This window comes from Pseudoalteromonas maricaloris (assembly GCF_024746855.1).
In the GTDB taxonomy this organism is placed as follows: domain Bacteria; phylum Pseudomonadota; class Gammaproteobacteria; order Enterobacterales; family Alteromonadaceae; genus Pseudoalteromonas; species Pseudoalteromonas maricaloris.
On the sequence record NZ_CP024625.1, the window covers coordinates 617,137 to 643,418 of the forward strand.

The window sequence follows — 26,282 nt, forward strand, 5'->3', positions numbered from 1 at the left end:
TATGCGAGCATTTTTGGCAGGGTTGAAGCTGATCGGTTCAAGAGTGAACTGGCCCCTTTTTTGGGGACTTAGCTTCTTCTTTGTGGTGATTTTTACATTGGTAAGAGGAACATACTGGGTAAGTGATTGGTTAGTTGCACATCATGATGCGCAAATAAAAACACTCAAAGTGCTCGGTAAACCGCATTATACCAATGAAGATGACATTGTGGCGGCAATTAAAACCGCAGATTTAAATAGTTTTTTTGAGCTTGATGTAAAAGCAGTCCACAAGGCGGTAAAGTCTTTGCCTTGGATTGCGACAGTGTCAGTCAGAAAACAATGGCCGGATACGCTGCAAGTCTATGTAGTGGAACATAAGCCGGTTGCGCATTGGAATAGCGATTCATTACTCAATGATGATGGCGAAGTATTCCAAGCGAGTAGTAACAAATTGCCGCAAGGGCTGCCTGAATTATACGGCCCTGAAGGGAGTGCTGAAGAAGCATGGCAAACATTTAAGCAGTTTAAAGCCTTGTTGGCGGTAAATCAGTTTAGGTTGGAAAGTTTAGCGCTTTCAGAACGATTTGCTTGGCAGCTATGGCTGGACAATGGGATCCGCTTAAATTTAGGGCGTGAAGACAAAGCCAAACGAGTACAACGTTTTATTGACGTGTATCCACGTATGGAACGCCCTGAAGGTAAAGTAATCGATGTCATTGATTTACGCTACGACACGGGACTGGCAGTGAGTTGGAAAGAACCTACTGAGCAGCAAGAACAACAAAATAACAAGAGTGAAGCATGACAAAGTCGGCAGAAAGAAACTTAGTGATTGGATTAGATGTTGGCACATCAAAGGTCGTCGCCACAGTTGGGGAGATCACTGTGGACAATCAACTTAGTATTGTCGGTGTCGGACGCCAAGAGTCTCACGGCATGGATAAGGGCGGGGTAAACGATTTAGACCTCGTTTCTGAGTCTATTAAACGCGCTGTAGATGAAGCAGAGCTAATGGCTGATTGCAGAATAAGCTCGGTTTATTTGGGGATCTCAGGCAAACATATTCAGTGTCAAAACGAAAGCGGCGTGGTGGCAATAAACAATGCTGAAGTTACAGACGATGATATTGCCAATGTTATTCACATTGCACGTTCTGTACCTATGTCTGCCGAACGCAAAATGCTGCACTCATTGCCGCAAGAATATAGCATCGACATGCAAGAGGGGATCAAAAACCCGCTAGGCATGAGTGGCGTAAGGATGGAAGCGAAAGCACATATCATTACGTGTTCGAATGACATGGCAAAGAATATTGAAAAGTGTGTTGAACGCTGTGGTTTACAGGTAGACCAATTAACGTTTAACGCCTTGGCGTCATGTTACTCAGTGTTGACTGAAGACGAAAAAGAGCTTGGTGTTGCGGTATTAGATATTGGTGGTGGCACCATGGATATTGCGATTTATGTGAATGGGGCGCTGCGTCATACTGCCGTAATCCCGGTTGCGGGTAATCAGGTCACGGGCGATATAGCAAAAATATTTAGAACACCTATTTCGCATGCAGAGTCTCTGAAAGTACAATATGCCTTCGCGTCGAGCCAAATGGCATCAAGCGAAGAAACCATCGAAGTACCAAGTGTTGGTGGACGTCCTGCTCGGGTAATGTCTCGTCATACTTTGTCTGAAGTGGTAGAGCCAAGATTTAGAGAACTGTTTGAGCTTGCACAAGAAGAATTACGTCGCTCAGGTTTTGAAGATCAAATTGCGGCGGGTCTTGTTATCACTGGCGGTAGTGCCAAGATGCAAGGTGCACAAGAAGTCGCAGAAGATATATTCCAAATGCCAGTAAGAATAGGGAAACCAATTGGCATTAAGGGATTAACAGATTATGTGGATGACCCTGCATATGCAACGGCGGTAGGTTTGTTACAATACGGCCGTTCACTACAATCGATGAATGCACAGAAGTCGAAAGTAGATGCAGAGGGGAGTTGGTGGAACCGTGTTACAAAATGGTTCCAAGGCGAGTTTTAATACTCAAGTCGGAGAGTGAAGATGTTTGATATTATGGAACAGCACAGCGAAGAAGCTGTCATTAAAGTCATCGGTGTCGGTGGCGGCGGCGGTAACGCCGTAGAACACATGGTAAACCAAGAAATTGAAGGTGTACGTTTTATCGTTGCGAATACTGACGCACAAGCGTTACGTCGTTCGTCTGCGGATATTACCGTACAGCTGGGGACTCAGATTACTTCAGGTCTTGGAGCTGGCGCAAACCCAGAAGTGGGCCGCAGCGCAGCAGAAGAAGATCTAGAAACCATCAAGAGCAGCCTTGAAGGCGCAGACATGGTATTTATCGCAGCCGGTATGGGCGGCGGTACAGGTACCGGTGCCGCACCTGTTGTTGCACGCGCAGCAAAAGAACTAGGTATTTTGACTGTGGCTGTAGTAACGCGCCCTTTCGATCTTGAAGGTAAAAAGCGCATGGCTGCGGCTGAGCAAGGTATTGCTGAGTTGTCAGAAATTGTAGATTCACTTATTACAATTCCAAACAACAAATTGCTTAAAGTTCTTGGTAAAGGGACTACACTGCTAGATGCCTTCGCAAAAGCAAATGACGTACTTTATGGTGCGGTACAAGGTATTGCAGAATTGATCACACGTTCAGGTCTAATCAACGTTGACTTTGCGGATGTGAGAACCGTAATGTCAGCAATGGGTACTGCAATGATGGGGACGGCTTCGGCAACAGGTCCTGATCGTGCGCAAGAAGCAGCGGAAGCCGCGATTTCTAGCCCGCTTTTAGAAGATGTTGATCTAACTGGCGCGAAAGGTATTTTGGTGAATATCACCGCAGGCATGGACATTACTATCGAAGAGTTTGAGGTCGTTGGTAACCATGTTAAAGCGTTAGCGTCAGAGAACGCGACTGTGGTAGTGGGTGCTGTTATTGACCCTGAAATGAGCGAAGAGCTAAGAGTGACCGTGGTTGCTACAGGCTTAGGTGGTGACCGTCGTCCGCAATTTGGTATTGTAGACAATGGCTTTAGACAAGCCTCAGGCTCAGATGCGGTAGGTGGAACACAAACTAGCTCACAAACGAGCATGTATGTGCCAAGCTTTACGCAACCGCAAACGTCAGCGGCAGAGCCTGAGCAGCCAGCTGAAGCGCCTGCACCACAAGTACAAGAGCAGAAGCCACAACAAGCTTCTAGTTCAGCAAGTGCAAAAGGCAACGACAGTAAAGAAAAAGGTGACTACTTCGATATTCCGGCTTTTTTACGTAAGCAGTCAGACTAAAGTTGGTATAAAAAATAAACAAAGATTGGCAGTTTGGTGGAACTATGTTATACTCCGCCGCCTATCTAGAATTTAAGTGGGCGAATATATGATTAAACAACGTACGATTGCACAAGTCGTTAAAGCCACAGGTGTAGGTTTACACAAAGGTGAAAAGGTCACGATCACTCTCCGACCAGCTGGTGTGAATACAGGTGTTGTATTTCGCCGCGTTGATCTAGACCCTGTTGTTGATTTTGAAACAACACCGGAAGCTGTGGGCGACACGCAACTGTGTACGTGTTTAACAAATAAAGACGGCGTTCGCTTGTCTACTACCGAGCATTTGATTGCCGCGGTAGCTGCGCTTGGGATTGATAACCTCATCGTAGAGCTAGACAGCGCCGAAGTGCCTATTATGGATGGCAGTGCATTGCCATTCATCTACTTAATTCAAAAAGGCGGTATTGAAGAGCAAAACGCTGCCAAGCGCTTTATTCGCATCAAAGAAAAAGTGCGTGTTGAAGATGGCGACAAGTGGGCCGAAATTGAGCCTTACGATGGTTTCCACATCGACTTTGAAATCGACTTCAATCACCCTGCGATCAACGCTAGCCGCCAACGTATTGGATTAGACATTACCGCTCAAAGCTTTACTGAAGAGATCAGTCGTGCTCGTACTTTTGGTTTTATGCGTGATATCGAATACATGCATGCAAACAACCTAGCCTTAGGTGGCAGCATGGATAATGCGGTTGTTTTAGACCAGTTTAAAGTATTAAATCCTGATGGCCTACGCTATGCGGATGAGTTTGTTAAACACAAGATCTTAGACTGTGTGGGTGATATGTTTATGGCAGGTCACAACATTTTAGGTAAGATCTCATGCTATAAATCAGGCCACGGCTTAAACAATATGTTGCTTCGTGAAATCATGGCAACTGAGTCAGCATGGGAGTGGGCAACATTCGAAGAGCCAGTCAGTATGCCAGCGCCAGGAATGGAAGCGGGTATCAATACCGCAACGGCATAAGGCTTTTAGGCTAATACAGTTTGATAAAAAATGACGCTAAGGCGTCATTTTTTTTGCGTTGTGTTTGCGTGTTTAGCGAGTCTTTCTAGTTTCGCCTTAAGCGATGGTGGAGCGGATTGCGCTAGCGCTAGCAAATGCTCGCCAGTGGCTTGGCTCATACTGCGATTGGCTTGATAGGTCGAAGATTGGGATTCCACCTTGTTGGTGAGACGCTGTTGGGCTTCTGGATTAGTGGTAATTTTAACCAATGCACAGTCATGTAACCCAACTTTTCTAAATGCACTGAGAATATCCATTTTCAAAAAATTTAGCCGAGTAGCAAGCGTTGCCGAAGCCGCTTCTATCGTCAGTGTCCCCTCTTTGTAGTGAGCGACACGGCATTTTTTACTCAAAATAGGGCCTAGCGTGTCTTCCAAACAGCTCTGCAACTGTGCCGCTTGGGCACTTTTTTGGCCATATTGATTGAGCTTATCTGACCACCCACCCATCACTTCATCAAGCGGCTTTGGATTGTAGCGATTTTTAGCCAATGACTTACTTCCCATAGGTTGAAAAATAAAAAATAACCGCCATATCGGGATAATACGGAGTCAAATTACTCCGTACTGGTAGTTTCTCAGTCTTCTAAGTATATCAGAGACAAATTTTTGAGAAATCCAAAAGTACCAACATTTGTTGTCGAAAGCGCTTAGCTCTGTACTCGAATAACTGAGTCGAGTTAGATGCTAACTAAACTTTATCACTTGCAACGGTACGCTTACGCCCAACAGTAAAGATTTCTTGCAATTGAACTTGGTATTATTTACCCAATAAGGTTTGCAGAAACAAAGAGTCTGGTATGATAGGGCATAATTTTAACTCGGCAAGATACAAAATGCTCACTCCTAAATTGGCAAAATGAAAACCGGAATTTAGGAACGCTTTTGTCGCCAACAGGACAAGCGCGACCCAGCCTTAACCACATTGGCTTAGAGAAATGGGTCAGCCAATACACAGAGTGAAACGGTTTAAACATGTTAGCAAATATTTTTACCAAAATTTTTGGTAGTCGTAATGATCGCACCATCAAAAACCTAAGAAAAACAGTCGCTTTAATCAATGCGTTAGAAGAGCAATATGGCAAATTAAGCGATGAGGAACTAAAAGCAAAAACGGCTGAATTTAAACAGCGTATTGAGCAAGGTTCAAGTCTAGATGATTTATTACCAGAGGCGTTCGCTACGGTGCGTGAAGCATCTAAGCGCGTATTTGGAATGCGTCATTTCGATGTGCAGATGATTGGTGGTATGGTGCTTCACCAAGGTCGTATTTCAGAAATGAGAACGGGTGAAGGTAAAACACTAACAGCAACATTACCTGCGTATTTAAATGCGGTTTCAGGTAAGGGTGTTCACGTTATTACCGTCAACGACTACTTAGCTAAGCGTGATGCCGAGACAAACCGTCCACTCTTTGAATTCCTAGGCCTTACTGTAGGTTGTAACGTACCAGGCATGATGCCACAGCAGAAAAAGCAAGCCTATGCAGCGGATATCACTTACGGCACCAATAACGAGTTCGGCTTTGATTACTTGCGCGATAACATGGCGTTTAGTGTTGAAGAGCGTGTACAACGTCCACTTAACTATGCGGTTGTGGATGAAGTGGATTCAATCCTAATCGATGAAGCGCGTACACCACTGATCATTTCTGGTCCTGCTGAAGATAGCTCTGAGCTTTATGCCGAAATCAATAAAATTGTGCCTGATCTTGTACAGCAAGAAAAAGAAGACGAAGAAGGCGTGGAAGGCGATGGCGATTTCACCATTGATGAAAAAGGTAAACAAGTTCACCTTACCGAGCGTGGTCAAATCAAAGTTGAAGAGTTACTGACTGAGCGTGGTTTGATTGAAGAAGGTGATTCGCTTTACTCAGCAGGTAATATTTCATTACTTAGCCATGTTTACGCAGCACTTCGTGCTCACAAGTTATATCAAAAAGACGTTGATTACGTTGTAAAAGATAACGAAGTTATCATCGTTGACGAGCACACTGGCCGTACGATGGAAGGTCGTCGTTGGTCTGAGGGTCTTCACCAAGCTGTTGAAGCGAAAGAAGGGGTTCGTATTCAAAACGAAAACCAAACCTTGGCTTCAATCACATTCCAGAATTACTTCCGTTTGTACAACAAGCTTGCAGGTATGACAGGTACTGCGGATACTGAAGCGTTCGAATTCCAGTCAATCTATGGCCTAGATACGGTAGTTATCCCAACCAATAAACCTATGGTGCGTGATGACCGTGCAGATCTTGTATATTTGACGCAAGAAGAGAAATTTGAAGCCATTCTTGAAGACATTCGTTCTTGCCAAGAACGTGGTCAGCCTGTATTGGTGGGTACGGTATCTATCGAAAGTTCTGAGTATCTTTCTCACTTCCTTCGCAAAGAAAAAATTGACCATAACGTACTGAATGCGAAATTCCACGCGCAAGAAGCAGATATTATCGCGGACGCGGGTCTACCGGGCAAGGTAACGATTGCGACGAATATGGCTGGTCGTGGTACGGATATCGTACTGGGTGGCAGCTGGCAGTCGGATGTTGAAAAATTAGAAAACCCGTCGGAAGAGCAAGTAGCAGAAATTAAAGCCGCTTGGAAAGCGCGTCATGATGCAGTACTGGCTTCTGGTGGTTTACATATTATTGGTACTGAGCGTCATGAATCGCGTCGTATCGACAACCAGCTACGTGGTCGTGCAGGTCGTCAAGGTGATGCTGGTTCAAGCCGCTTCTACCTATCGATGGATGATGCATTGATGCGTATCTTCGCAGGTGAGCGTATGACTAACATGATGCGTAAACTAGGTATGCAACGTGGTGAAGCCATTGAACACCCATGGGTTAACCGTGCAATTGAAAACGCCCAGCGTAAAGTGGAAGCGCGTAACTTTGATATTCGTAAACAATTACTTGAATACGATGACGTTGCGAACGATCAACGTAAAGTGGTTTACGAACAACGTAACGAGCTACTTGAAGAAGGCGATATCTCAGAGACGATCACGGCTATTCGTGAAGATGTATTGAATGCGACAATTGATCAGTATATTCCACCGCAAAGTCTGGCGGAAATGTGGGACATCCCAGCACTTGAAGAACGCTTGAAAAATGACTTCCATGTTGAGCTTCCGATTGCTAAATGGCTTGAAGAAGACAGCAAGCTATATGAAGAAATGCTACGCGATCGTATCGTAGAGGACGTGGATAAGGCGTACAAGCAAAAAGAAGAGATGGTAGGCTCAGATGTGCTACGTCACTTCGAAAAAGCGGTTATGTTACAAAGCCTAGATCAGCATTGGAAAGATCACTTAGCGGCAATGGATCATCTTCGCCAAGGTATTCATTTACGTGGTTATGCGCAGAAGAATCCGAAACAAGAATATAAGCGTGAGTCGTTTGAGTTATTCTCACAAATGCTTGAAAACTTGAAGATTGACGTTGTTGGCGTACTAAGTAAAGTTCAGGTTCGTGCTGAGGAAGATGTTGAGAAAGTTGAGGAACAACATCGCAAGAGTGAGCAAGCTCCGCGTGAATATCAACACGAAGAAGTTGAGCGCGTGGGCGGTGAAACGCCTGAGGGGGCGGTTGTTGCTGAGCGCACAGAGCCAAAAGTTGGTCGCAATGAGCCATGTCCTTGCCAATCAGGTAAGAAGTTTAAGCAGTGTTGTGGCAAACTAAAATAACAGGCCCTAAATCTAAATTGGTATAAAAAGCGACGCTAAGTCGCTTTTTTTATGGAGGAAGTGATGCAAAAAAAACGTGTGGAAGTCGCTGTTGGTGTTATTGAAAAGGCGCAGCAAATCTTTGTATGTTTAAGAGGTGAAGATCAACACCAAGGTGGGCTTTGGGAGTTCCCAGGCGGGAAAATGGAAGCGGGTGAAGATGTCTTTTCGGCATTGAAACGTGAGCTGCAAGAAGAAGTTGGCATTGAGATCTATAACTCATCTGAGCTAATGCGTATTGAGCATGACTATGCTGATAAAGCCGTATGCTTATACATTCATCATGTTGAGGATTTTTCCGGTGAAGCTCATGGTGCAGAAGGGCAGCCTTCTAAATGGGTTGCAGTTGAGCAGTTGCATGAACTCGGGTTTCCTGAAGCCAACAAAGCCATTGTGGAATTATTACAAGCGCGCCAAAATTAGTGACAAACTTTGTTACTAAATTCAGCACTCTGAGTCATAGTCATTCACTATGTGCATAGGTAGACTAGTGAATGACCGCTTACGTGTAAATAAACATCAGCCAACGATTCTCGTTACTCTGAGATTTGATAGGAAACACAGCTAGAAGGAATTCTTTTCAAGCCACGAAGGTTATGTCTATATTACATTCATCTATATGCAATTGACCTGCTTGATTATTTAACCTGAGGTTTGGATAAGTAATTTGAGCATTATTTTATCTAGATGAATGGAATTCGACGTTTACAAGCGAAACTCTATCAGGGGAATAAAATGAAGAAATTATCACTGACCGCTGCGAGTGTTGCACTTGCATTGGGATTGATTGGTTGTAGTGAACAACCGCAAACACAACAACAGCCAGCGGAACAAGCCGAAGTACAAAAGGCAGTTTTGAATTCTGGTATCGAATTAGAAAATATTGATAAATCAGTGCGCCCACAAGATGACTTCTATTTTCATGTGAATGGTCATTGGTTAGAAAAAACAAAAATCCCTGCAGATAAGTCAAATTATGGCTCTTTCTCGCAGCTTTATGATGAGTCGCAAAAAGCACTGCGTAAAGTACTGGAAGATGCTGCAAATAACGCATCTGCAAAAGCGGGTAGCGATGAGCAGAAGCTAGGTGCGTTTTATCAAAGCTATATGGATGAAGGGGCGAGAAACGAGCTGGGCTTAAACCCAGTTAAGCCTTATCTGAAAGAAATTCAAGACTTGAAGAGTAAGTCGGAGCTACCAGCTATCTTTGCTAAAATGCGTTTAACGGGGGCAAGTACACCGTTTGGTTGGTACGTTAATAATGATGCCAAAAATTCAAGCGAAAATGCACTTTATATGTTCCAGTCAGGGCTTGGTTTACCAGATCGCGATTACTATCTGAAAGATGACGAAAAATTCAGTAAGATCCGTGAACAGTACCAGCTTTACATTGAACAGTTGTTGGCTAAGGCTGGTCATAAAAATCCAGGCCAAGCTGCACTGAATATTGTTGCGTTAGAGAAGCAAATTGCTGAGGTGCAATGGACACGTGTTGAAAGCCGCGACGCGACTAAAACCTATAACAAGCTAAGCAATGATGCGTTTAATCAATTAATGCCAGACTTTGATACGTCAGCATTTCTAACTGCGCTTGGTATCAAAGCTGATTCACTTATTGTAAGCCAACCTAGTTTCTTTGAAGGGCTATCAAAAATCATTGCTGATTCAAAGCTAGAAGCTTGGCAAGACTATTTAACATTCCACTTTACCAATGACTACGCTGAGTTACTAAGTAAAGATGTAGTTGACCTTAAGTTTGGGTTCTTTGGTAAAACATTGACGGGTGTAGAGGAACAAGCGCCAACGTGGAAAAAAGCGGTGGATGCAAGTAATTCTGTGTTAGGTGAAATGTTAGGCAAGATTTACGTAAAGTCTTATTTCCCACCAGAAGCGAAAGCACGGATGGAAGAGTTGGTTGCTAACCTTATTAAAGGTTTTGATCAAGCAATTGACGGCCTAGAGTGGATGAGTGCTGAAACAAAAGTAGCAGCAAAAGACAAGCTCAATAAGTTTACGCCAAAGATTGGCTATCCTGATAAATGGAAAGATTACTCAGCACTTGAAGTAAGCTCTGATGATCTAGTCGGTAACTATGTACGCTATAGCCAATTTGCTAATCAGGAAATGATCGATAAATTAGGCAAGCCTGTGGACCGTAGCGAGTGGTTGATGACACCACAAACGGTGAACGCGTACTATAACCCAGTGAATAACGAGATTGTATTCCCTGCTGCGATTTTACAGCCACCATTCTTTAACCTAGAAGCGGATGATGCAGTAAACTACGGTGCAATCGGTGCGGTTATCGGTCACGAATTAGGTCACGGCTTTGACGACCAAGGTGCGAAGTACGATGGTGATGGTAACCTACGTAATTGGTGGAGTGAGTCTGACCTTTCACAATTCGAAGCGCGTAGCCAAAAGCTGGTTGAGCAGTTTAATGGTTTTAAACCATTTGAAGACGCTGGTGTTAATGGTCAACTGACACTGGGTGAAAATATTGGTGATCTAGGCGGATTAACTGTCGCTTATAAAGCGTACCAAATTTCACTAGGCGATCAAAAAGCGCCGGTTATTGACGGTTACACAGGAGAGCAGCGCTTCTTTATGGGCTGGTCACAAATTTGGCGTCGCAAATACCGCGATGAAGAGCTGCGTAATCGTCTGATGACAGATCCGCATTCACCAAGTCATTATCGAGTGATTGGTGTGCTGCCGAATATGCCTGAATTCTATAAGGCATTTGATGTGAAAGAAGGCGATAAGATGTATCTTAAACCAGAAGACAGAGTGAAAATCTGGTAATTTCACATTATGAATTCGTGGCGGTTTTATTGTGTTCTTTCAGTAAATCCGCCGCTTTTACAACATCCAATTACAATTCTCTGAACTTCTCACAAAATATCACACTCAATTCAGCACTTTCTACAAGCACTCGCTATTTCCAGGTCAAGTTCATCGCTATTTGATGGTATTTACAGCCAAATCAGAGTAGCTTCATTTTGTCTAACACAAGGATATGAAAAAATAATGATAGCGCTGTCATTTTAACTTTTATATGATGTTTAGGAACAATAAGTGATTAAATGATGTTCATTTTGAATTGAACATGAAGACTGGGAGCAAAAGATGAGAATAAAAACGACTTTGCTTGGGGCGATAATTGCTGGGTGCTCGTTCTATACACACGCATCATTTACGCAGCAGCAGTTAGCGCAATTTGCAAGTGACACGCATTTTGAATTTGCGGTAGAAAATAACTTCAGTAATGGTGCTGGGGGCTTTAGCGGTGCTATTACACTGACTAACAATTCAAAAGTTGATCTACCAAAAGGACAAAGCGATTGGCAAATCTACTTGCACTCAGTTCGTCATATTTCAACAGAAACAGCTGAAGGTTTACGCTTTGAGCATATTAATGGCGACCTTCATCGTATAACTCCTACCGATTCGTTTGCTGGCTTAAAAGCGGGTGAAAAGCTCAAGTTAGCTTTTGATGGTTCGGCTTGGGTTGCTGCATACAGTGATTTTATGCCGCGTGCCTTTATTGTGTCAGGTAAAAATAAGCCGGTCATTTTTGCAAATACTGATACAGAAGACATGACACAGTTCGTTGCGCCATTTGAGCGTGAGAACCAGCTGAAAAGATACAATACACCTACCGATTACACGCAGATAGCGAATGCAGCGCTGCGTTTTGAACGTAATCAAAGCAATATTTCGGTCTCAAAAGAAGATGCGCTAAGACGTATCATTCCAAAGCCTGAGCATATCGACTTTAATCGTGGCGAAATCACCCTTAACAAAAACTGGCAGATCCGCTTTGCCGGACGTTTGAAGTCAGAAGTCGCCGTTTTTCAAGAAGACTTATCAGAGTATGGTCTGGATTTAAAAGCGGAAGCTAATCACGTGCCTGAAGGGAATATCCCGACGATCCGCCTTAAAGTTGCGAGAAGTCTAGGGCGCGATTATGACTACAACCAAGCCGGATCATATACATTAGATATTGATGATGATGTGATTGAAATCACGGGTATTGATAACGCAGGTGTGTTTTACGGTATTCAAAGTTTGCTTGCACTATTTCCAGCCAATAGTAAAAATGAAATTACCTTGTCTCACGTAGAGATCAAAGACTCTCCGCGCTTTAGCTGGCGTGGTATGCATTACGACAATGCCCGCAACTATCATGGTAAAGATGCGTTATTTAAATTAATTGAACAGATGGCGCGTTATAAATTAAATAAGTTCCACTGGCACTTTTCAGATGATGAAGGTTGGCGCTTGGAGATCCCAGGACTGCCAGAGTTAACAGAAGTCGGCGCATTCCGTTGTTTTGATTTACAAGAGCGTGAGTGCTTACTGACTCAACTGGGCACCGGTCCTTTCAAAACGGGAAGTGGAAATGGTTACCTTTCTCGCGAAGACTTTGTCGAGTTACTTAAATTTGCCACTGCGCGTCATATCGAGATCATTCCAGAAATCGAAAGCCCTGGGCATGCTCGTGCTGCGATTAAGTCCATGGAAGCGCGTTATCACAAATTGATGGAAGCAGGTAAAGCGCAAGAGGCCAAAGCCTATCTTCTGAACGACATTGATGACACTTCAAAGTATCTAACCGTGCAACTCTATACTGATAACTCTATTAATGTATGCTTGGACTCAAGCTATGCCTTTATGGAGAAGGTGGTATATGAGCTGCAGGAAATGTATCGCGATGCTGGCACTATGCTAACCACAGTCCATTTTGGTGGCGATGAGGTTGGAAAGGGATCATGGACTGAATCACCAGCATGTAATGATCTATTTGCGGTCGCCGACAACGGAGTGGCTGGACCCAATGATTTAAAACCATACTTTACTCAAAAAGTTGCAAAGTTGCTTGCTAAGCGTGGGATCACCCCTGCCGCTTGGGAAGATGGTTTAATGTATAACACCACGACGACCTTTAAACGTGATGAATTTCCAAATCCACAGTTTTTGGTAAATACTTGGGATAACATTTGGGAGTGGGGTGTTGCAGACAGAGCTCACCGTTTTGCAAACAACAATTACCAAGTTATTTTGTCTCACGGTACACATTTGTACTTTGATCACCCTTATGAAGCACACCCTGAAGAGCGCGGCTATTATTGGGCAACTCGTTACACAGATACGAAAAAAACATTTTCGTATATGCCAGATAATATTTATGCAAATGCGGACTTCACGCGAAACCGTGAGCCTATCGTGAATCTAGAAGCCTTAGTTGGTCGAGAGTTACCTGCGCTTAAAAGACCGCAAAATATCCTTGGTATGCAAGGGCAAATATGGAGTGAGACCATTCGCTCGGAAGACCAAGTGTTACGATTAATTTTCCCTCGTTTGCTTTCGCTCGCGGAACGCGCTTGGCATAAAGCGGATTGGGAAGGGCGTCGTATTAACCAAAAAGAGTTAAATAAGGACTTCTCAACCTTTGCTGCAGCCTTGTCTTTAAAAGAAATTGCAAAGTTGCAAAACGATGGCATTAAGCCAAACCTTCCGGTTCCTGGTGCCAAAGTGGTGTTGGGTAAACTTGAAGCGAATAGTGCTTTCCCTTATCTTGCAATTGAAGTGAGCTTAGACAATGGTGAATCTTGGCAGCCTTATACTGATCAGATGAGTGTCTCAGATGAAAGTAAGGTATTGTTGAGAACGCGAGCCGGAGAAAAAAATACGAGCCGTGTCACAGGGTTGAAATAAACCCTCGTATTCAGTTTATCGCAAAAAAGGGCAATGGCCCTTTTTTGGTGATAATTTTGCTCAAATTCTAACTGGTAATGAAATAGATTTTAACGTAAAGTTAAATGTCAGCGCTGTCATTTTTCTGGATCTATGCCAAATTGAGCACATAAAGCGCAAAAATAATAATCCAAATTAACTTTGTACATTGCTGAGTTTGCTTCAAAACTGCAATGTACCCCTAGCAACAAGAAGAGTTTTATGGAAGCGACAGTGGATAAAGAACAACTCGCCAAACAAAGCGTCTGGCTACCTATGACACTCGCAGGGTCAATGTTTTTCATATTGGGCTGCATTACTTGGTTAAATGGGGCTATTACGCCATTCTTACAACAGATGTTGGAGCTATCACCGCTCCAAGCTTCATTTATCATTTCTTCTTTCTATATTGCAGTGACGATCGCAGGTATCCCATCAGCGATGCTGATCAAAAAAGTCGGTTACAAAAATGGTATGGCTATCGGTTGCGCGATTATGGCTTTATCTGCATTGATGTATATTCCTGCTGCAAAAATGCAAATGATCGAAATCTTCCTATTTGCTCAGTTAATGATAGGTGTTGGTCAAACTGTGTTGCAAACCGCTGTAAATCCATATGTGGTAAAAATGGGTTCTGAAGAATCAGCGGCTGTACGCGTATGTATTATGGGTTTACTCAATAAGTCTGCGGGTGTAATCGTACCTATCGTATTTGCAGCTGTTGTGGTCAGCGGCGTAGTAAATGAAGGTGAAGCACTGTCACAAGTTCAAAAGGACGCGATGGCAAACAGCTTGATTGCCCCATATATGAGTATCGCAGGTTTAATCTTCTTATTTGCTTTATTTGCAAAAGTATCACCACTTCCAGATCTCGTATTTGAAGAAGAAGCTTCAACAGGTAAGGGTGAAGTAAAAGAAGCGCTTAGTCACCCTCACTTAGCGCTAGGCGTTATTGGTATTGCGTTATATGTTGCAGTTGAAGTTATTGCCGCCGATACGATTGGTTCATATGCATTACAGTTAGGGATCGCTGATTACTCTGTGATGACGTCATATACCATGGGCTGTATGTTAATCGGTTATGCGATCGGGATCGCGACTATTCCACGCTTTATGTCACAGCAAACTGCGCTCGTGATGTCAGCTATTGCAGGTATAATCACCGTTTTTGCTGTTGTTTTAGGCAGTAATGAGTCATACTTCCTATCGAATATACTATTGGTACCTTTTGGTGGACCTCACTTACCAGATCCGCTATTGTGTATTGCGTTGTTGGGTTTTGCTAATGCCATGGTATGGCCTGCAATTTGGCCTTTAGCACTTGATGGCTTAGGGCGCTTAACAGGCACTGCATCAGGCCTACTTATTATGGGTATTGCCGGTGGTGCACTTGGACCATTGCTTATCGGTTTAGGCAACGTTGCTGGACTAGGTGCTCAAGGTGCGTACAGTTTAATGCTACCTAGCTACTTATTCATTCTCTTCTATGCATTGAAGGGTCATAAAATGAGAAGCTGGAAGTAATACAGAATTTCTATGTATGTAGAAATAATCCCGTGTGTGATGCCACCTGAATAAGGTGGCATTTTTTATGCCTAAATCACTCCCTTATCTGCAAAACCGGCTTAATGCTGAGATCTTATTCGCGATATAAAATCGCTGCTACGCAGATGTCTGGTGCTTGTTGCTTGGTGTTGGTCGTGTAGGAGCTACTTTATGTAGCGAGGGTTTTATTCTTAAGTCGCGATATAAAACCACTGCTACGCAGATGTTTGGTGCTTATTGTGTGGTGTTGGTCGTGTAGGAGCTGCTTTATGCAGCGAGGGTTTCATTCCTAGTCGCGATATAAAACCACTGCTACGCAGATGTTTGGCGCTTGTTGTTTGGTGCTTATTGTGTGGTGTTGGTCGTGTAGGAGCTGCTTTATGCAGCGAGGGTTTTATTCTCAGTCGCGATATAAAATCGATGCTACTCAGATATTCGGTGCTTGTTGTTTAGTGTTGGCAGTGTAGAAGCTACTTTATGTAGAGAGGGTTTAATTCTTAGTCGCGATATAAAATCGCCGCTACGCAGATGTCTGGTGCTTGTTGCTTGGTGTTGGTCGTGTAGGAGCTGCTTTATGCAGCGAGGGTTTCATTCCTAGTCGCGATATAAAACCACTGCTACGCAGATGTTTGGCGCTTGTTGTTTGGTGCTTATTGTGTGGTGTTGGTCGTGTAGGAGCTGCTTTATGCAGCGAGGGTTTTATTCTCAGTCGCGATATAAAATCGCTGCTACGCAGATGTCTGGTGCTTGTTGTTTGGTGTTGGTCGTGTAGGAGCTGCTTTATGCAGCGAGGTTTTCATTCTTAAATCGCGATATAAAACCATTGCTATGCAGATATCTGGTGCTTGCTGTTTAGTGTGTAGGGGTGCAATGTGCGTAAAAATAAAAAATGTGGAATACATTTATAGAAAGAGTGGGGCGACTGATGGGACTTGAACCCACGACAACCGGAATCACAATCCAGGGCTCTACCAACTGAGCTACAGCCGCCACAAAAGACTTGAACACCTTGTCTGGTGTGGCGCGCATAATACATAAGTTTTTTCCAAATGCAAAGGGAAATATCGAAAAAACTTAATAAAAGTTTTTTTTCGGAGATTATTTCCGCATACAGCAAATATTCATATATCCTATGTATGATCCAGCCGATCTAATGATAAATAACTGCTTAATATAAAAAGGGGGATGAGTATGGAAGCTGTTTGGAAATGGGTTAATGAGAACTCAGATTTAATCTTACACTATGTGCTTCAAGGCGTTATAGCACTAATAATTTTCTTCGTTGGCTTAAAACTAGCTAAGCTCAGTGCTGATCTCACCGAAAAAGCATTTGGTAAACGCAAAGTAGATAAAGCGGTAGGCTCATTCGTTGCCAATATTGCTTATGCGATTGTGTTTGCCGCGACACTGCTTATGGCATTATCTCAGGTTGGTATCGAAACCACCTCATTCATTGCTATTCTAGGTGCCGCAGGTTTGGCTGTTGGTCTTGCGCTGCAAGGTTCACTTTCTAATTTTGCATCTGGCGTACTTATTATTATGCTACGTCCATTCAAGTCAGGTGACTATATTGAAGCTGGCGGTAGAGCGGGTAGCGTACAAAAGATAGAAATCTTCTCTACTGAGCTACGCACTCCTGATAACAAAGTGATTGTAATGCCAAACTCTTCGATTATGTCTGGTGCAATCGTTAACTACTCGCGTGAAAAAACACGTCGTATTGACCTTGTTATTGGTGTTGGTTATGACGCAGATCTAAGAGAAGCAAAAGCAGTATTAAAGTCTGTACTAGACAATGAACCAAGAATTCTTAAAGAACCAGCATACAATGTTGCGGTACTAGAGCTTGCGGATTCAAGTGTTAACTTTGTCGTTCGCCCTTGGGTTAAAACAGAAGAATACTGGCCAACGTATTTCACTCTTGTGGAAAATATTAAAATTGCGCTAGACGAAGCCGATATCACCATTCCATTCCCGCAAATGGATGTTCACCTACACAAAGATCAGTAAAAGGTTAGTTAGAAATGAAATTAAAGGTTTTAACCTGTTGTATTCTTGTTGCAGCAAGCGCTAATGCAGCGGCAGAAAGCAAAGCTAAGAAGCCAAAGAAAGTTTGGGATGTAACCAGTGAAGTGGGTGCGATTATCACCAGTGGTAACACAGAAACAACAACCCTAAAAGGTGGGATCAAAGCTAAGCACAACCTAACTAACTGGAATAACGAGTACAAGTTAGACGGCTTCTACAAAGAAGACACGCGTGAAAACGATGCGGGTGTAGATGTTACATCTCGTACTAACGAAAAATACTCAGCATCAGTTCAAGGTAACTACAAGTTAAATGAAGATAACAGCCATTTATTCGTGTTTGGCTCTTATGTTTCAGACTACTTTGGTGCTTACCGCAGTGAAGCTGTTATTTCAGTGGGTTACGGTCAACGTTTATTCGAAAACGACGACATGTATCTTAACGCTGAAATTGGTCCCGGTGTAAAACGTTTTGAGCACCAAGACGATAGCACTGAACTTGACGATGACGGAGAATTACTTGCTGGTACTTCTGAAAGCGAGTTCATCGGTGTTGGTAAACTAGATTACCAATGGCAGATCTCAGAAAACGCACGCTTTACGCAGCTTATCGCGATTGAATATGGTGATACCAACACCAAGACAACCTCTGAAACAGCATTGTTGACTAAAATCAACGGCTCTCTACAGATGAAAGTGGCATACAACATCATCCACAACTCAGACGTAGCAGACGATAAAGAAAATACAGATACAGAAACCTCACTTACTTTGGTTTACAGTTTCTAACAAGTATCTTGTCAAAGGGCACCTCAGTGCCCTTTTAATTCTTCCAAACTTCGGTAGAATGCCTGAAGTTTAACAAAAATCCACAATGGAAGAGATTTACGTGAAGTTCCTCAGACTACTACTCCTCTCAATGCTTTTTTTGATCTCACATCAAACAATAGCGGTAACACCCAGTAAACAGCAAATAGAGCAGTTTAAAAAGCTCCCCAAAGCACAACAAGAAGCCTTAGCAAAACGTTATGGTTTCGATGTAAGTGCGTTAGATAACAACAAAAAAGGTGATAAAAAGAACGAAGAGAAGGAATCTTCGATTTTACCACGTGACAAAAAGGGGTTACTGGAAGAGGAAGAAGAAGAGGATAAATTCAAACCAAAGTTAGAAGAGCTTAAGCCTTTTGGTTATGAACTCTTTGCTGGTGAGCCTACGACTTTTATTCCTTCTGAGTTGGCTGCTATTCCTGATACTTACTTGCTTGGGATTGGAGATACAGTAAAAATCAACCTGTATGGTAAAACCAATGAAGAGCACGAAGTACAAATCGATCGTGAAGGACGTCTCGCAATTCCTAACCTAAGCCCAATTCATGTAATTGGCTTATCATTTAAGGAATTGAAAGCACTGATCTCGAAAAAAATCTCTGAGGAAATGATCGGTGTTCAAGCTTTCGTCTCGATGGGTGAGCTTAACCCTATGCGTATTATGGTAGTGGGTGAAGCCTATAAGCCTGGTAGCTATACAGTGTCTCCTCTCGCCACTGTCACACACGCTCTGTTTGTTTCTGGTGGAGTGAGTGATAATGGTTCGCTGAGAAAAATCCAAGTCAAAAGGGCTGGTAAGCTAGTTACTACCTTCGATCTCTATGACTTATTGCTATTTGGTGATAGCTCTGATGATGTGGTTTTAAAGCCTGGCGATGTTGTTTTTATTCCGCCAGCGGCTAAGAAAATAAAAGTAAAAGGTGAAGTTAACCGCCAAGCTATCTTTGAGCTTAAAGAATCTGACTCGCTTGAGAGTGTGATGGCTATGTCAGGAGGCTTCAAAGCCAATGCAAATAAATCGAAAGTGGTTGTCTCACGCTACAACGGTGATGGAAGGCGCATCACCCTAAACTACAACTTTACTGAAAACACAAGCTACAAACCACAAAACGGTGATGAAATTTCGGTCAACGCGGCTTCAACTCGTTTCCAAAATACCGTTACTGTAGTTGGTGCGGTAACCAGCCCAGGTCATTATGAATGGCATCAGGGTAAGACACTCAAAGATATCTTCAGTGCGCCACGTGAAGACTTGCTATCCATTGCAGATTTTGGCTACTCATTGATTATTCGTGAAGTTAACTTTGAAGGCGACATCGCTATCCATCAGTTTTCTTTACAAGATATTTTTAACGGTAAAGCGGGAGATATAGAGCTCGAGTCTAACGATACAATCGTCGTATTTAGCCGTTATCAGCTTAAAGAAGAAGAAGAACAGTTATTAGAAGACCTCGCGTATAACAAAGAGCAACTGAAACTACGCGAAAACGTGAAATTATGGGAGCAATTTGAGCGTGATGAGTTCTTAAAATATATTGGTTTGAAAGAAGATGAACTATTTGAGCTTGAGGAAGAAGTTAAATTAATCACAAGTATTGATGCACTTTTTCAAAAGCCTGAAGAAGTAGAAGAAGAAGACTATGCGGTATTTAGTCGTCAAAAGCTACTTGCGCCAATTGTTGCTAAGCTACAGAGACAGGCAACACCTAGCGAACCTGCAAAATTGTTTGCGGTAAACGGTCAAGTAAAGTTTCCTGGTGTTTATCCATTATCTGAAAATGCAGATTTCCAAAAGGCGGTGCAAGCTGGCGGTGGATTTCTAGAAGCTGCGTATCTCGAGCAGGTTGAGCTAACTCGAGTTGTTTATAATGATGGTAAACAGGTAGAACATATCCAGCTCAACGGGTTGAACGAGTTGGCTAATCCAACTCAAATACTGACGAGCAAAGATACTGTTAACATTTTCCCAAGACCTAATTGGCAAGAAAGACTACAAGTAAAGGTTGTTGGCGAGGTTAAGTTCCCTGGGACGTACACCATTAAGCGTGGTGAGACACTTGATAGCCTACTAGAAAGAGTTGGTGGCTTTAATCAATTTGCACATAAAGAAGCGGCAATTTTTACGCGTGAATCTATCAAGCGTAAAGAAACTTCTCAAATTCAACGCCTGACTCAAGAGTTAAGACGCGATATCATTACTAATACTTTCCAAAAAAGTGCCACTGCAAATACTTCTATGCCATATGAAGATATGGATCAAATATTAAAAGATTTATCGAAGGTTGAGGCGTTAGGACGTTTAGTTATTGATCTTGATAAACGTTCGACCCAATCTTTGCAGTTAGAAGATGGTGATGCGTTATATATCCCAGCGATGCAAGACTCTGTTAGTGTCATTGGTGAGGTTAATCTGGCTGCAACGCACTTATTCGATTCATCCAAGTCTGTTGATGACTACATTAAAGCTAGCGGTGGATTAAAGCAAAAAGCGGATGATGAGCGTATTTATATCATAAAAGCCAATGGTTCAGTTGAATTACCAAGTTCAGGATCATGGTTTGCAGTCAGCAGCCATGGAGGCCAACTAGCGCCGGGCGACACGATCGTTGTACCTCTAGACGCTCAACATATTGATAGCTTGACACTGTGGAGTACAGCGACACAGATTATTTATCAGCTTGGCTTAGCTGCGGCTTCAATTGCAACGCTTAACAAATAATGGATAACAATAAACAGATGACTGAAGCTGATATCATTAAAAAAAATGAAGTTGATTTGACTGAAATTTTGTCAGTGCTTTGGAGGGGAAAGTGGCTAATTATATTAATCACTGCTGTATTTGCTGTATCCAGTGTGTTTTTTGCACTTTCTCTACCGAATACTTATAAAGCGACAGTATTACTTTCACCTGTTGAAGATACTCAAGGCGGCATGCTCTCAAATTTGAAATCGGAGTTTGGCGGCTTAGCTGCAATGGCAGGGGTGAATTTGGGGGGAAGAAAAGGTGATAAATCTGCTCTTGCGCTTCAAGTAATGCAAAGCCGCTCGTTTTTAAATAACTTTGTTGAAAAATATGAGTTAAAGCCAAAACTACTAGCTACTGAAGGCTGGGATCTGGGTAGTAATCAGCTGATATACAATGGTAAAGTTTATGATAAAGAAGCTGGTACTTGGCTCAGAGATGTTGCAGCACCTTTTAAGCCCGAGCCAGGCATTCAAGAAGTATATGAACATATCAGAGCAAAAAACTTAGCTGTGATTGAAGAAAAGGAAAAGGGACTAATTACTATTGCAATGACTCATTATTCCCCCTACTTAGCGAAGGAAATGGTTGAAAACATCGTTGTGGAAATTAACGATTACATGAAAGCTGAGGCAGTAACAGAGTCCAATGTAAAAATAGAGTATTTAAAAAAAGCATTAGCGGAAACATCGGTTGCAGATATGCAGAAGATATTTTACCAGCTGATCGAGCAACAAGAGCAGGCAAAGATGCTAGCGCAAACACAGTCACAATATGTGTTTAAGACAATTGATCCTGCCATTCTACCGATCCAAAAAGCTGGACCAAAGCGTGCATTGATTTGCCTTGCTATTACTTTCTTAGGCAGCGTACTTGCGTTTGTTCTGTTATTATTCAGACATTTTGTGCTCAGAAAGTAATTTTTGGGTAGGGTAGAGAGTTGTTATTTAGTGTTATTGGCAATTTAGTTTAAATTTAATTTCTATTACAATGGCGCGTTAATTAGATAATGATGGAAGCATGTGGATCTTTATGGTCATTTTCTTTGCATTTTTAGCATCGTACTGTTCAATTTTTATGATTAAGCCTGTCGCTGAGCGTTTTGGCTTAGTTGACGTACCCTGCAGCCGAAAAAAGCATGTGGGTGCTATTCCGCTTATCGGTGGTGTATCGATTTTTGTGGCAGTGTTGGCTTCAATCATTGTGTTTTTGCCACTTGAGAAAAAGCTGATAGTTTACTTAATTTGTGCTGCTGCTATCGTCCTTCTTGGGGTAATTGATGATTATCGCCAATTAGGAGTCAAGATCCGTTTAGGTGTTCAGGCGTTAGTTGCACTCATTATGATGTGGGGCTCCGACGCGTATATTCATAACTTGGGCAATTTGTTTGGGTTTGGCTCTATTGACTTAGGGTTGTTGGGTATCCCTTTTACAGTCATTGCTGTTATTGCTGCTATAAATGCTTTTAACATGATTGATGGTATAGACGGCCTAGCTGGTGCCATGAGTATTACAACGTTTGCAGCCATTTTAATACTAATGGGGGTTAATGGTGGGCAGTTGTCGGTTTTACCGTTAATCATTATTGCAACCATAGTTCCTTATCTCGCTTTCAACCTAGGCGTATTGGGTCACCGAAATAAGAAAATATTTATGGGTGATGCGGGCTCTATGTTCATTGGGCTGAGCGTCATTTGGTTGTTAATGATAGCTACTCAATCAGAAGTAGATAACGCTTTCAGTCCAGTTACTGCGCTTTGGATAATTGCTATTCCACTGATGGATATGATGGCAATTATCATTAGGCGTGTTAAAAAAGGCCATTCTCCATTCAAAGCAGACAGAGATCATTTACATCATGTCTTCATGCGTATAGGTTTTAGCTCCAGAAAGGCCTTAATTACGATATCAATGTTGGCTGTATTTCTTGCGTCGATAGGGATTGTTGGAGAGTTGATAGGTATTCCCCATTGGTTTATGTTAGTCTTATTTATCGGTATTTTTGTTGCCTATTCTGCTTGTATTCAACACGCATGGAAGGTAGCACGGTTTTTAAGAAAGCACGTCTTTATCAAAAAAATTAAAGAGTAGTTCAATGAAAAACAATATGAAGGCAAAGAATAAACATAACGGCTTCACCATGATGGAGTTGTTAATTGTGATCGTAATTTTAGGCTTGCTAGCTTCATTAGTGGCACCAAAATTTTTCAACAAGCTTGGAAGCGCCTCTCGAGATATCGCTGCGGCACAGATGAATGCATTTGAAACTGCACTTGATACTTACCGCCTTGATATTGGTACATACCCACAAAGCTTAAACGAGCTAAGAGAGAGTGACAATCCAAGGTGGGATGGACCTTATTTACCAAAAAACATCCCTTTGGATCCATGGGGTAATAGTTATAATTATTCTCAACCAGGAAATAATGGTGAACCATATTCACTGTTTAGCTTTGGTGCTGATGGTAAAGAGGGTGGTGAAGGCGATAACCGAGATATTATTCACAAATGAGTTTATTTAGTGATTTTCTAGTCCATAACTATGAACTACAGGACTCAGATGTTCGTAGAGCTCTGACATATCAAGAAAAGTTTGGTGGAAAGCTAGAAGAGATTTTGGTGAATATGGGCATTTTAGATGACAGCCTAATTCCTGATATTTTAGCGTCATATCTAGAGCTATCTCTGTTTGATATCAATTCGGAGTTTTCAGTTTTTGTTGAATATCAATATTTCACCTATTTTGCTAGCCACAACTGGCTTGTTCTGAAAGGTGAAAATGAAACGCTTGAGTTTGTTACTTCTGATCCGTTGAATCCAGTTTTAAATAACTGGCTTGCAGAGCATGAAATCAACTGTACTATCAAAATAGCGTCGGAATCTGTAGTTAAATCAATTCTTTCTGAATACTCTACAAATAAAAGCAACGTAGATGAGGTTAGTTCGGGTTCAGAAGAACAAAGGCTAAGGGATTTAGCATCAGAAGCTCCGATTGTTAATTTGCTGAACTCCCTAATGACTCGCGCCTTGAGGGAAGGTGCATCGGATATGCATATTGAACCTTTTAGGGGGCGTTGTCGTGTTCGCTATCGGGTCGATGGTGTACTACTAGATATAGAAAAACTCCCGTCATCGATGCAGCTGCCTGTAGTTACCAGATTAAAAATCTTATCTGGGATGGATATTGCTGAAAAGCGCCGCCCGCAGGATGGTAAAATTGAGCTTAAACTTGCTGGTCAAGAAATTGATATCCGTGTTTCTGCGTTACCTGTAAACGAAGGTGAGTCGGTCGTAATGCGATTTCTTCGTAAAGAGAATGTCACTTACGATATAAATGTTTTAGGGCTATCACCAGATATAGAAACCGCTTTACGTGCAGATATTAAGAAGACAGCGGGAGTTATACTGATGACAGGCCCTACAGGGTCCGGTAAAACAACCACACTGTATACATTTCTTAATGAACTAAACAATGATGATGTAAAGATCATTACTTTGGAAGACCCTGTAGAATATCAACTGCCTGGAATCAACCAAGTACAAGTTAATAGCGATATTGGTTTTACATTTGCGTCTGGTTTACGCTCTATAGTGCGTCAAGACCCTGATGTAATAATGTTAGGTGAGATTCGAGATAAAGAAACTGCACAAATAGCGTTGCAGTCAGCGTTGACTGGGCACTTGGTATTCTCAACTGTTCACACTAACGATGCTGCGAGTGCTTATACTAGGTTATTAGACTTAGGTGTGGAAGAATTTCTTTTAAATGCAGCTTTAGTCTCTATTGTCGCCCAGCGTTTAGTAAGAAAAAATTGTTCTCATTGCTCTGAGCCCGTGAATTTGGAGCAAGAAATTATAGAGAAGTACCTGCTTCATGATCTTGCAGACAAATGCAATGAAACTCTAAAGCCGAAGGCCGGTGTAGGTTGTGAAAATTGTGGTTTTACAGGCTTTAAAGGCCGGCTTGCCATTATCGAATATTTACCTTGTGACGATTTTATAAGAAGTACTCCAAAAGACAGTAACTTCGTTACAGTTGCAAGACAGCACAATTTAGCTTCAGGTAGAAGAACACTTGTTGAAGACGGATTATTAAAAGTTATTAAGGGACAAACAACGATTGCGGAAGTACTCAGGGTTGCGGGTTAATGAACTATATATATCGAGGCTATGATGGCAGTGGTGCAAAGCTTAAAGGGAATGTAGAGGCAGAAGACAAAACTCAAGCCATTGAATTGTTGGAAGCGCAAGATATAACCGTAATTGAATTAAAGGAAGAACGAAAAGGGATAACTCTTTTTGGAGGCAGTAAAGTTGGCTTGTCAGAACTTGAATTTATGACATCTGAACTCAGCTTACTTTTGGCCTCTGGAGTCAAAATAGATAAGAGTTTAGAGATTATTAAAAACTCTAAATCTGAGCCTCAATTGGTCAGATTAATTGAAAAAATATTAAGCGCAATTAAGTCGGGTGAAAAGCTATCTGAAGCATTTAAAAAAAGTTCACCGATATTTGATGACCTCTATTGTAACCTTATTCAATTAGGTGAAGAGTCGGGGATGTTGAGTGCAGTCTTTAAGGACCTAGCGGACGATTTAAAGTTTAAAAAGCAGCTAAAAGATAAAATCATATCTTCACTTACGTATCCTGCAGTTATTTTTGCTGTTTGTATACTCAGTGTATTTTTTATATTTAACTTTATTATTCCTAAAATGGCAGTGATGTTTGAAGGAATGAAAGAGCTGCCTTGGTATACCTCTCTCATGTTAGATGCCAGTCAATGGATGCAAAATTATCAGTTTTATTTAATTGGTGGAGTTTTGTTATCAGCTTACGGGATAGTTAATTTCACAAAAAAAAACAATGCCTTCAAATCGTGGCTGAACTTAAAGTCTTTAAGAATCCCGGTGCTCTCCCATTTTATCTTATTGGTCGAACGTATTCGCTTTAATAGTGCTTTAACGATGATGATAAAGTCAGGGGTCGTCGTCGACAAGGCGATAGGGTTTGCACAAAAAAACTTACGTAATATCGAGTTAGCCAATCAAATAGAAGTGGCTAGAAAAAAGGTTAATGAAGGTGAAAAACTATCTTCTTCCTTAAATCAAACAGATCTCTATCCTGCATTTTTTGTTTCGTTATTGGAAGTAGGTGAAGAATCCAATAATTTAGAGCTGATCTTTAATGAAATTGCTGACCGTTCAAAAAGTGAGTTTGAATCCTGGACTCAAAAACTGACGTCTTTACTCGAGCCTATTATGATATTGATTATGGGCCTACTCGTTGGGGGAGTTGTAGTTGTGATGTTACTGAGTATGGTATCAATGAATGACATTGGGATTTAG

The 26,282-nt window shown here is 42.0% G+C and carries 18 protein-coding genes and 1 tRNA gene; 17 read left to right on the forward strand and 2 right to left on the reverse strand.

Annotated elements, in window-relative coordinates; genetic code table 11:
* Position 1: 1 nt before the first annotated feature.
* The 4 genes from CTT31_RS02475 to lpxC all read left to right on the forward strand — a co-directional run bounded on the left by CTT31_RS02475 (position 2) and on the right by lpxC (position 4,294).
* Entirely contained in the window at positions 2-787 is a 786-nt protein-coding gene (locus CTT31_RS02475) for a cell division protein FtsQ/DivIB (RefSeq protein WP_260491904.1), read from the forward strand.
* Entirely contained in the window at positions 784-2,016 is a 1,233-nt protein-coding gene (gene ftsA / locus CTT31_RS02480; protein WP_010605798.1) for a cell division protein FtsA, read from the forward strand. The genes CTT31_RS02475 and ftsA overlap by 4 nt, the downstream gene beginning before the upstream one ends.
* Positions 2,017-2,037: 21 nt before the next feature.
* Positions 2,038-3,282 carry a cell division protein FtsZ gene (gene ftsZ, locus CTT31_RS02485; RefSeq protein ID WP_253104152.1) on the forward strand — a complete coding sequence of 415 codons (1,245 nt, stop codon included), beginning with the start codon at positions 2,038-2,040 and terminating at the stop codon, positions 3,280-3,282.
* Positions 3,283-3,370: 88 nt separating this feature from the next.
* Positions 3,371-4,294 carry a UDP-3-O-acyl-N-acetylglucosamine deacetylase gene (gene lpxC, locus CTT31_RS02490; RefSeq protein WP_010368639.1) on the forward strand — a complete coding sequence of 308 codons (924 nt, stop codon included), beginning with the start codon at positions 3,371-3,373 and terminating at the stop codon, positions 4,292-4,294.
* 44 nt (positions 4,295-4,338) lie between these two features.
* On the opposite strand, the gene CTT31_RS02495 is transcribed toward lpxC, so the two are convergent.
* On the reverse strand, positions 4,339-4,824 hold the full coding sequence (locus tag CTT31_RS02495; protein WP_010368638.1) for a DUF721 domain-containing protein: 486 nt from the start codon (positions 4,822-4,824) through the stop codon (positions 4,339-4,341).
* A gap of 483 nt (positions 4,825-5,307) precedes the next feature.
* Between CTT31_RS02495 and secA the strand changes: the two genes are divergently transcribed.
* From secA to nagP, 5 genes are all read left to right on the forward strand, one after another.
* Positions 5,308-8,016 carry a preprotein translocase subunit SecA gene (gene secA / locus CTT31_RS02500; protein WP_260491905.1) on the forward strand — a complete coding sequence of 903 codons (2,709 nt, stop codon included), beginning with the start codon at positions 5,308-5,310 and terminating at the stop codon, positions 8,014-8,016.
* A gap of 63 nt (positions 8,017-8,079) precedes the next feature.
* Positions 8,080-8,478, forward strand: coding sequence for an 8-oxo-dGTP diphosphatase MutT (gene mutT, locus CTT31_RS02505; RefSeq protein WP_260491906.1), 399 nt, complete (start codon positions 8,080-8,082; stop codon positions 8,476-8,478).
* A 312-nt stretch (positions 8,479-8,790) separates the two neighbouring features.
* On the forward strand, positions 8,791-10,860 hold the full coding sequence (locus CTT31_RS02510; RefSeq protein ID WP_260491907.1) for a M13 family metallopeptidase: 2,070 nt from the start codon (positions 8,791-8,793) through the stop codon (positions 10,858-10,860).
* A gap of 324 nt (positions 10,861-11,184) precedes the next feature.
* Positions 11,185-13,776: a family 20 glycosylhydrolase gene (locus tag CTT31_RS02515; RefSeq protein WP_260491908.1), complete on the forward strand. Its 2,592-nt coding sequence runs from the start codon at positions 11,185-11,187 to the stop codon at positions 13,774-13,776.
* A gap of 240 nt (positions 13,777-14,016) precedes the next feature.
* Entirely contained in the window at positions 14,017-15,318 is a 1,302-nt protein-coding gene (nagP, locus tag CTT31_RS02520) for an N-acetylglucosamine MFS transporter NagP (protein WP_045987925.1), read from the forward strand.
* A gap of 935 nt (positions 15,319-16,253) precedes the next feature.
* On the opposite strand, the gene CTT31_RS02525 is transcribed toward nagP, so the two are convergent.
* Positions 16,254-16,329: transfer RNA gene (locus tag CTT31_RS02525), tRNA-His, on the reverse strand.
* 201 nt (positions 16,330-16,530) lie between these two features.
* Here CTT31_RS02525 and CTT31_RS02530 point away from each other — a divergent pair.
* The 8 genes from CTT31_RS02530 (at position 16,531) to CTT31_RS02565 (ending at position 26,282) form a co-directional block, all read left to right on the forward strand.
* Positions 16,531-17,349 carry a mechanosensitive ion channel family protein gene (locus CTT31_RS02530; protein WP_010368624.1) on the forward strand — a complete coding sequence of 273 codons (819 nt, stop codon included), beginning with the start codon at positions 16,531-16,533 and terminating at the stop codon, positions 17,347-17,349.
* 14 nt (positions 17,350-17,363) lie between these two features.
* Entirely contained in the window at positions 17,364-18,155 is a 792-nt protein-coding gene (locus CTT31_RS02535) for a DUF481 domain-containing protein (protein ID WP_010368621.1), read from the forward strand.
* Positions 18,156-18,255: 100 nt separating this feature from the next.
* Entirely contained in the window at positions 18,256-20,913 is a 2,658-nt protein-coding gene (locus CTT31_RS02540) for an SLBB domain-containing protein (RefSeq protein ID WP_415838951.1), read from the forward strand.
* Positions 20,913-21,857, forward strand: coding sequence for a Wzz/FepE/Etk N-terminal domain-containing protein (locus CTT31_RS02545; RefSeq protein WP_260491909.1), 945 nt, complete (start codon positions 20,913-20,915; stop codon positions 21,855-21,857). Before CTT31_RS02540 ends, CTT31_RS02545 begins: the two co-directional genes overlap by 1 nt.
* A 100-nt stretch (positions 21,858-21,957) precedes the next feature.
* The gene (wecA, locus tag CTT31_RS02550; RefSeq protein WP_039494208.1) at positions 21,958-23,028 is read left to right on the forward strand and encodes a UDP-N-acetylglucosamine--undecaprenyl-phosphate N-acetylglucosaminephosphotransferase; all 1,071 of its coding nucleotides are present in this window, start codon (positions 21,958-21,960) and stop codon (positions 23,026-23,028) included.
* A 4-nt stretch (positions 23,029-23,032) separates the two neighbouring features.
* Positions 23,033-23,449 (forward strand): type II secretion system major pseudopilin GspG, encoded by a 417-nt coding sequence (gene gspG / locus CTT31_RS02555; RefSeq protein WP_052258245.1) that lies wholly within the window; start codon positions 23,033-23,035, stop codon positions 23,447-23,449.
* Positions 23,446-25,086: a GspE/PulE family protein gene (locus CTT31_RS02560; protein WP_260491910.1), complete on the forward strand. Its 1,641-nt coding sequence runs from the start codon at positions 23,446-23,448 to the stop codon at positions 25,084-25,086. The genes gspG and CTT31_RS02560 overlap by 4 nt, the downstream gene beginning before the upstream one ends.
* Complete coding sequence (locus tag CTT31_RS02565) at positions 25,086-26,282, forward strand: type II secretion system F family protein (RefSeq protein ID WP_017217148.1); 1,197 nt, start codon at positions 25,086-25,088, stop codon at positions 26,280-26,282. The genes CTT31_RS02560 and CTT31_RS02565 overlap by 1 nt, the downstream gene beginning before the upstream one ends.

Excerpts from the sequence above, each read along its gene's own strand:
- ftsZ (WP_253104152.1), top strand. The coding sequence starts at position 2,038 with ATGTTTGATATTATGGAACAGCACAGCGAAGAAGCTGTCATTAAAGTC.
- CTT31_RS02510 (WP_260491907.1), top strand. The coding sequence starts at position 8,791 with ATGAAGAAATTATCACTGACCGCTGCGAGTGTTGCACTTGCATTGGGA.
- CTT31_RS02530 (WP_010368624.1), top strand. The coding sequence starts at position 16,531 with ATGGAAGCTGTTTGGAAATGGGTTAATGAGAACTCAGATTTAATCTTA.
- CTT31_RS02565 (WP_017217148.1), top strand. The coding sequence starts at position 25,086 with ATGAACTATATATATCGAGGCTATGATGGCAGTGGTGCAAAGCTTAAA.
- mutT (WP_260491906.1), top strand. The coding sequence starts at position 8,080 with ATGCAAAAAAAACGTGTGGAAGTCGCTGTTGGTGTTATTGAAAAGGCG.
- CTT31_RS02545 (WP_260491909.1), top strand. The coding sequence starts at position 20,913 with ATGGATAACAATAAACAGATGACTGAAGCTGATATCATTAAAAAAAAT.
- CTT31_RS02535 (WP_010368621.1), top strand. The coding sequence starts at position 17,364 with ATGAAATTAAAGGTTTTAACCTGTTGTATTCTTGTTGCAGCAAGCGCT.
- CTT31_RS02560 (WP_260491910.1), top strand. The coding sequence starts at position 23,446 with ATGAGTTTATTTAGTGATTTTCTAGTCCATAACTATGAACTACAGGAC.
- lpxC (WP_010368639.1), top strand. The coding sequence starts at position 3,371 with ATGATTAAACAACGTACGATTGCACAAGTCGTTAAAGCCACAGGTGTA.
- CTT31_RS02515 (WP_260491908.1), top strand. The coding sequence starts at position 11,185 with ATGAGAATAAAAACGACTTTGCTTGGGGCGATAATTGCTGGGTGCTCG.
- wecA (WP_039494208.1), top strand. The coding sequence starts at position 21,958 with ATGTGGATCTTTATGGTCATTTTCTTTGCATTTTTAGCATCGTACTGT.
- ftsA (WP_010605798.1), top strand. The coding sequence starts at position 784 with ATGACAAAGTCGGCAGAAAGAAACTTAGTGATTGGATTAGATGTTGGC.
- gspG (WP_052258245.1), top strand. The coding sequence starts at position 23,033 with ATGAAAAACAATATGAAGGCAAAGAATAAACATAACGGCTTCACCATG.
- CTT31_RS02475 (WP_260491904.1), top strand. The coding sequence starts at position 2 with ATGCGAGCATTTTTGGCAGGGTTGAAGCTGATCGGTTCAAGAGTGAAC.
- nagP (WP_045987925.1), top strand. The coding sequence starts at position 14,017 with ATGGAAGCGACAGTGGATAAAGAACAACTCGCCAAACAAAGCGTCTGG.
- secA (WP_260491905.1), top strand. The coding sequence starts at position 5,308 with ATGTTAGCAAATATTTTTACCAAAATTTTTGGTAGTCGTAATGATCGC.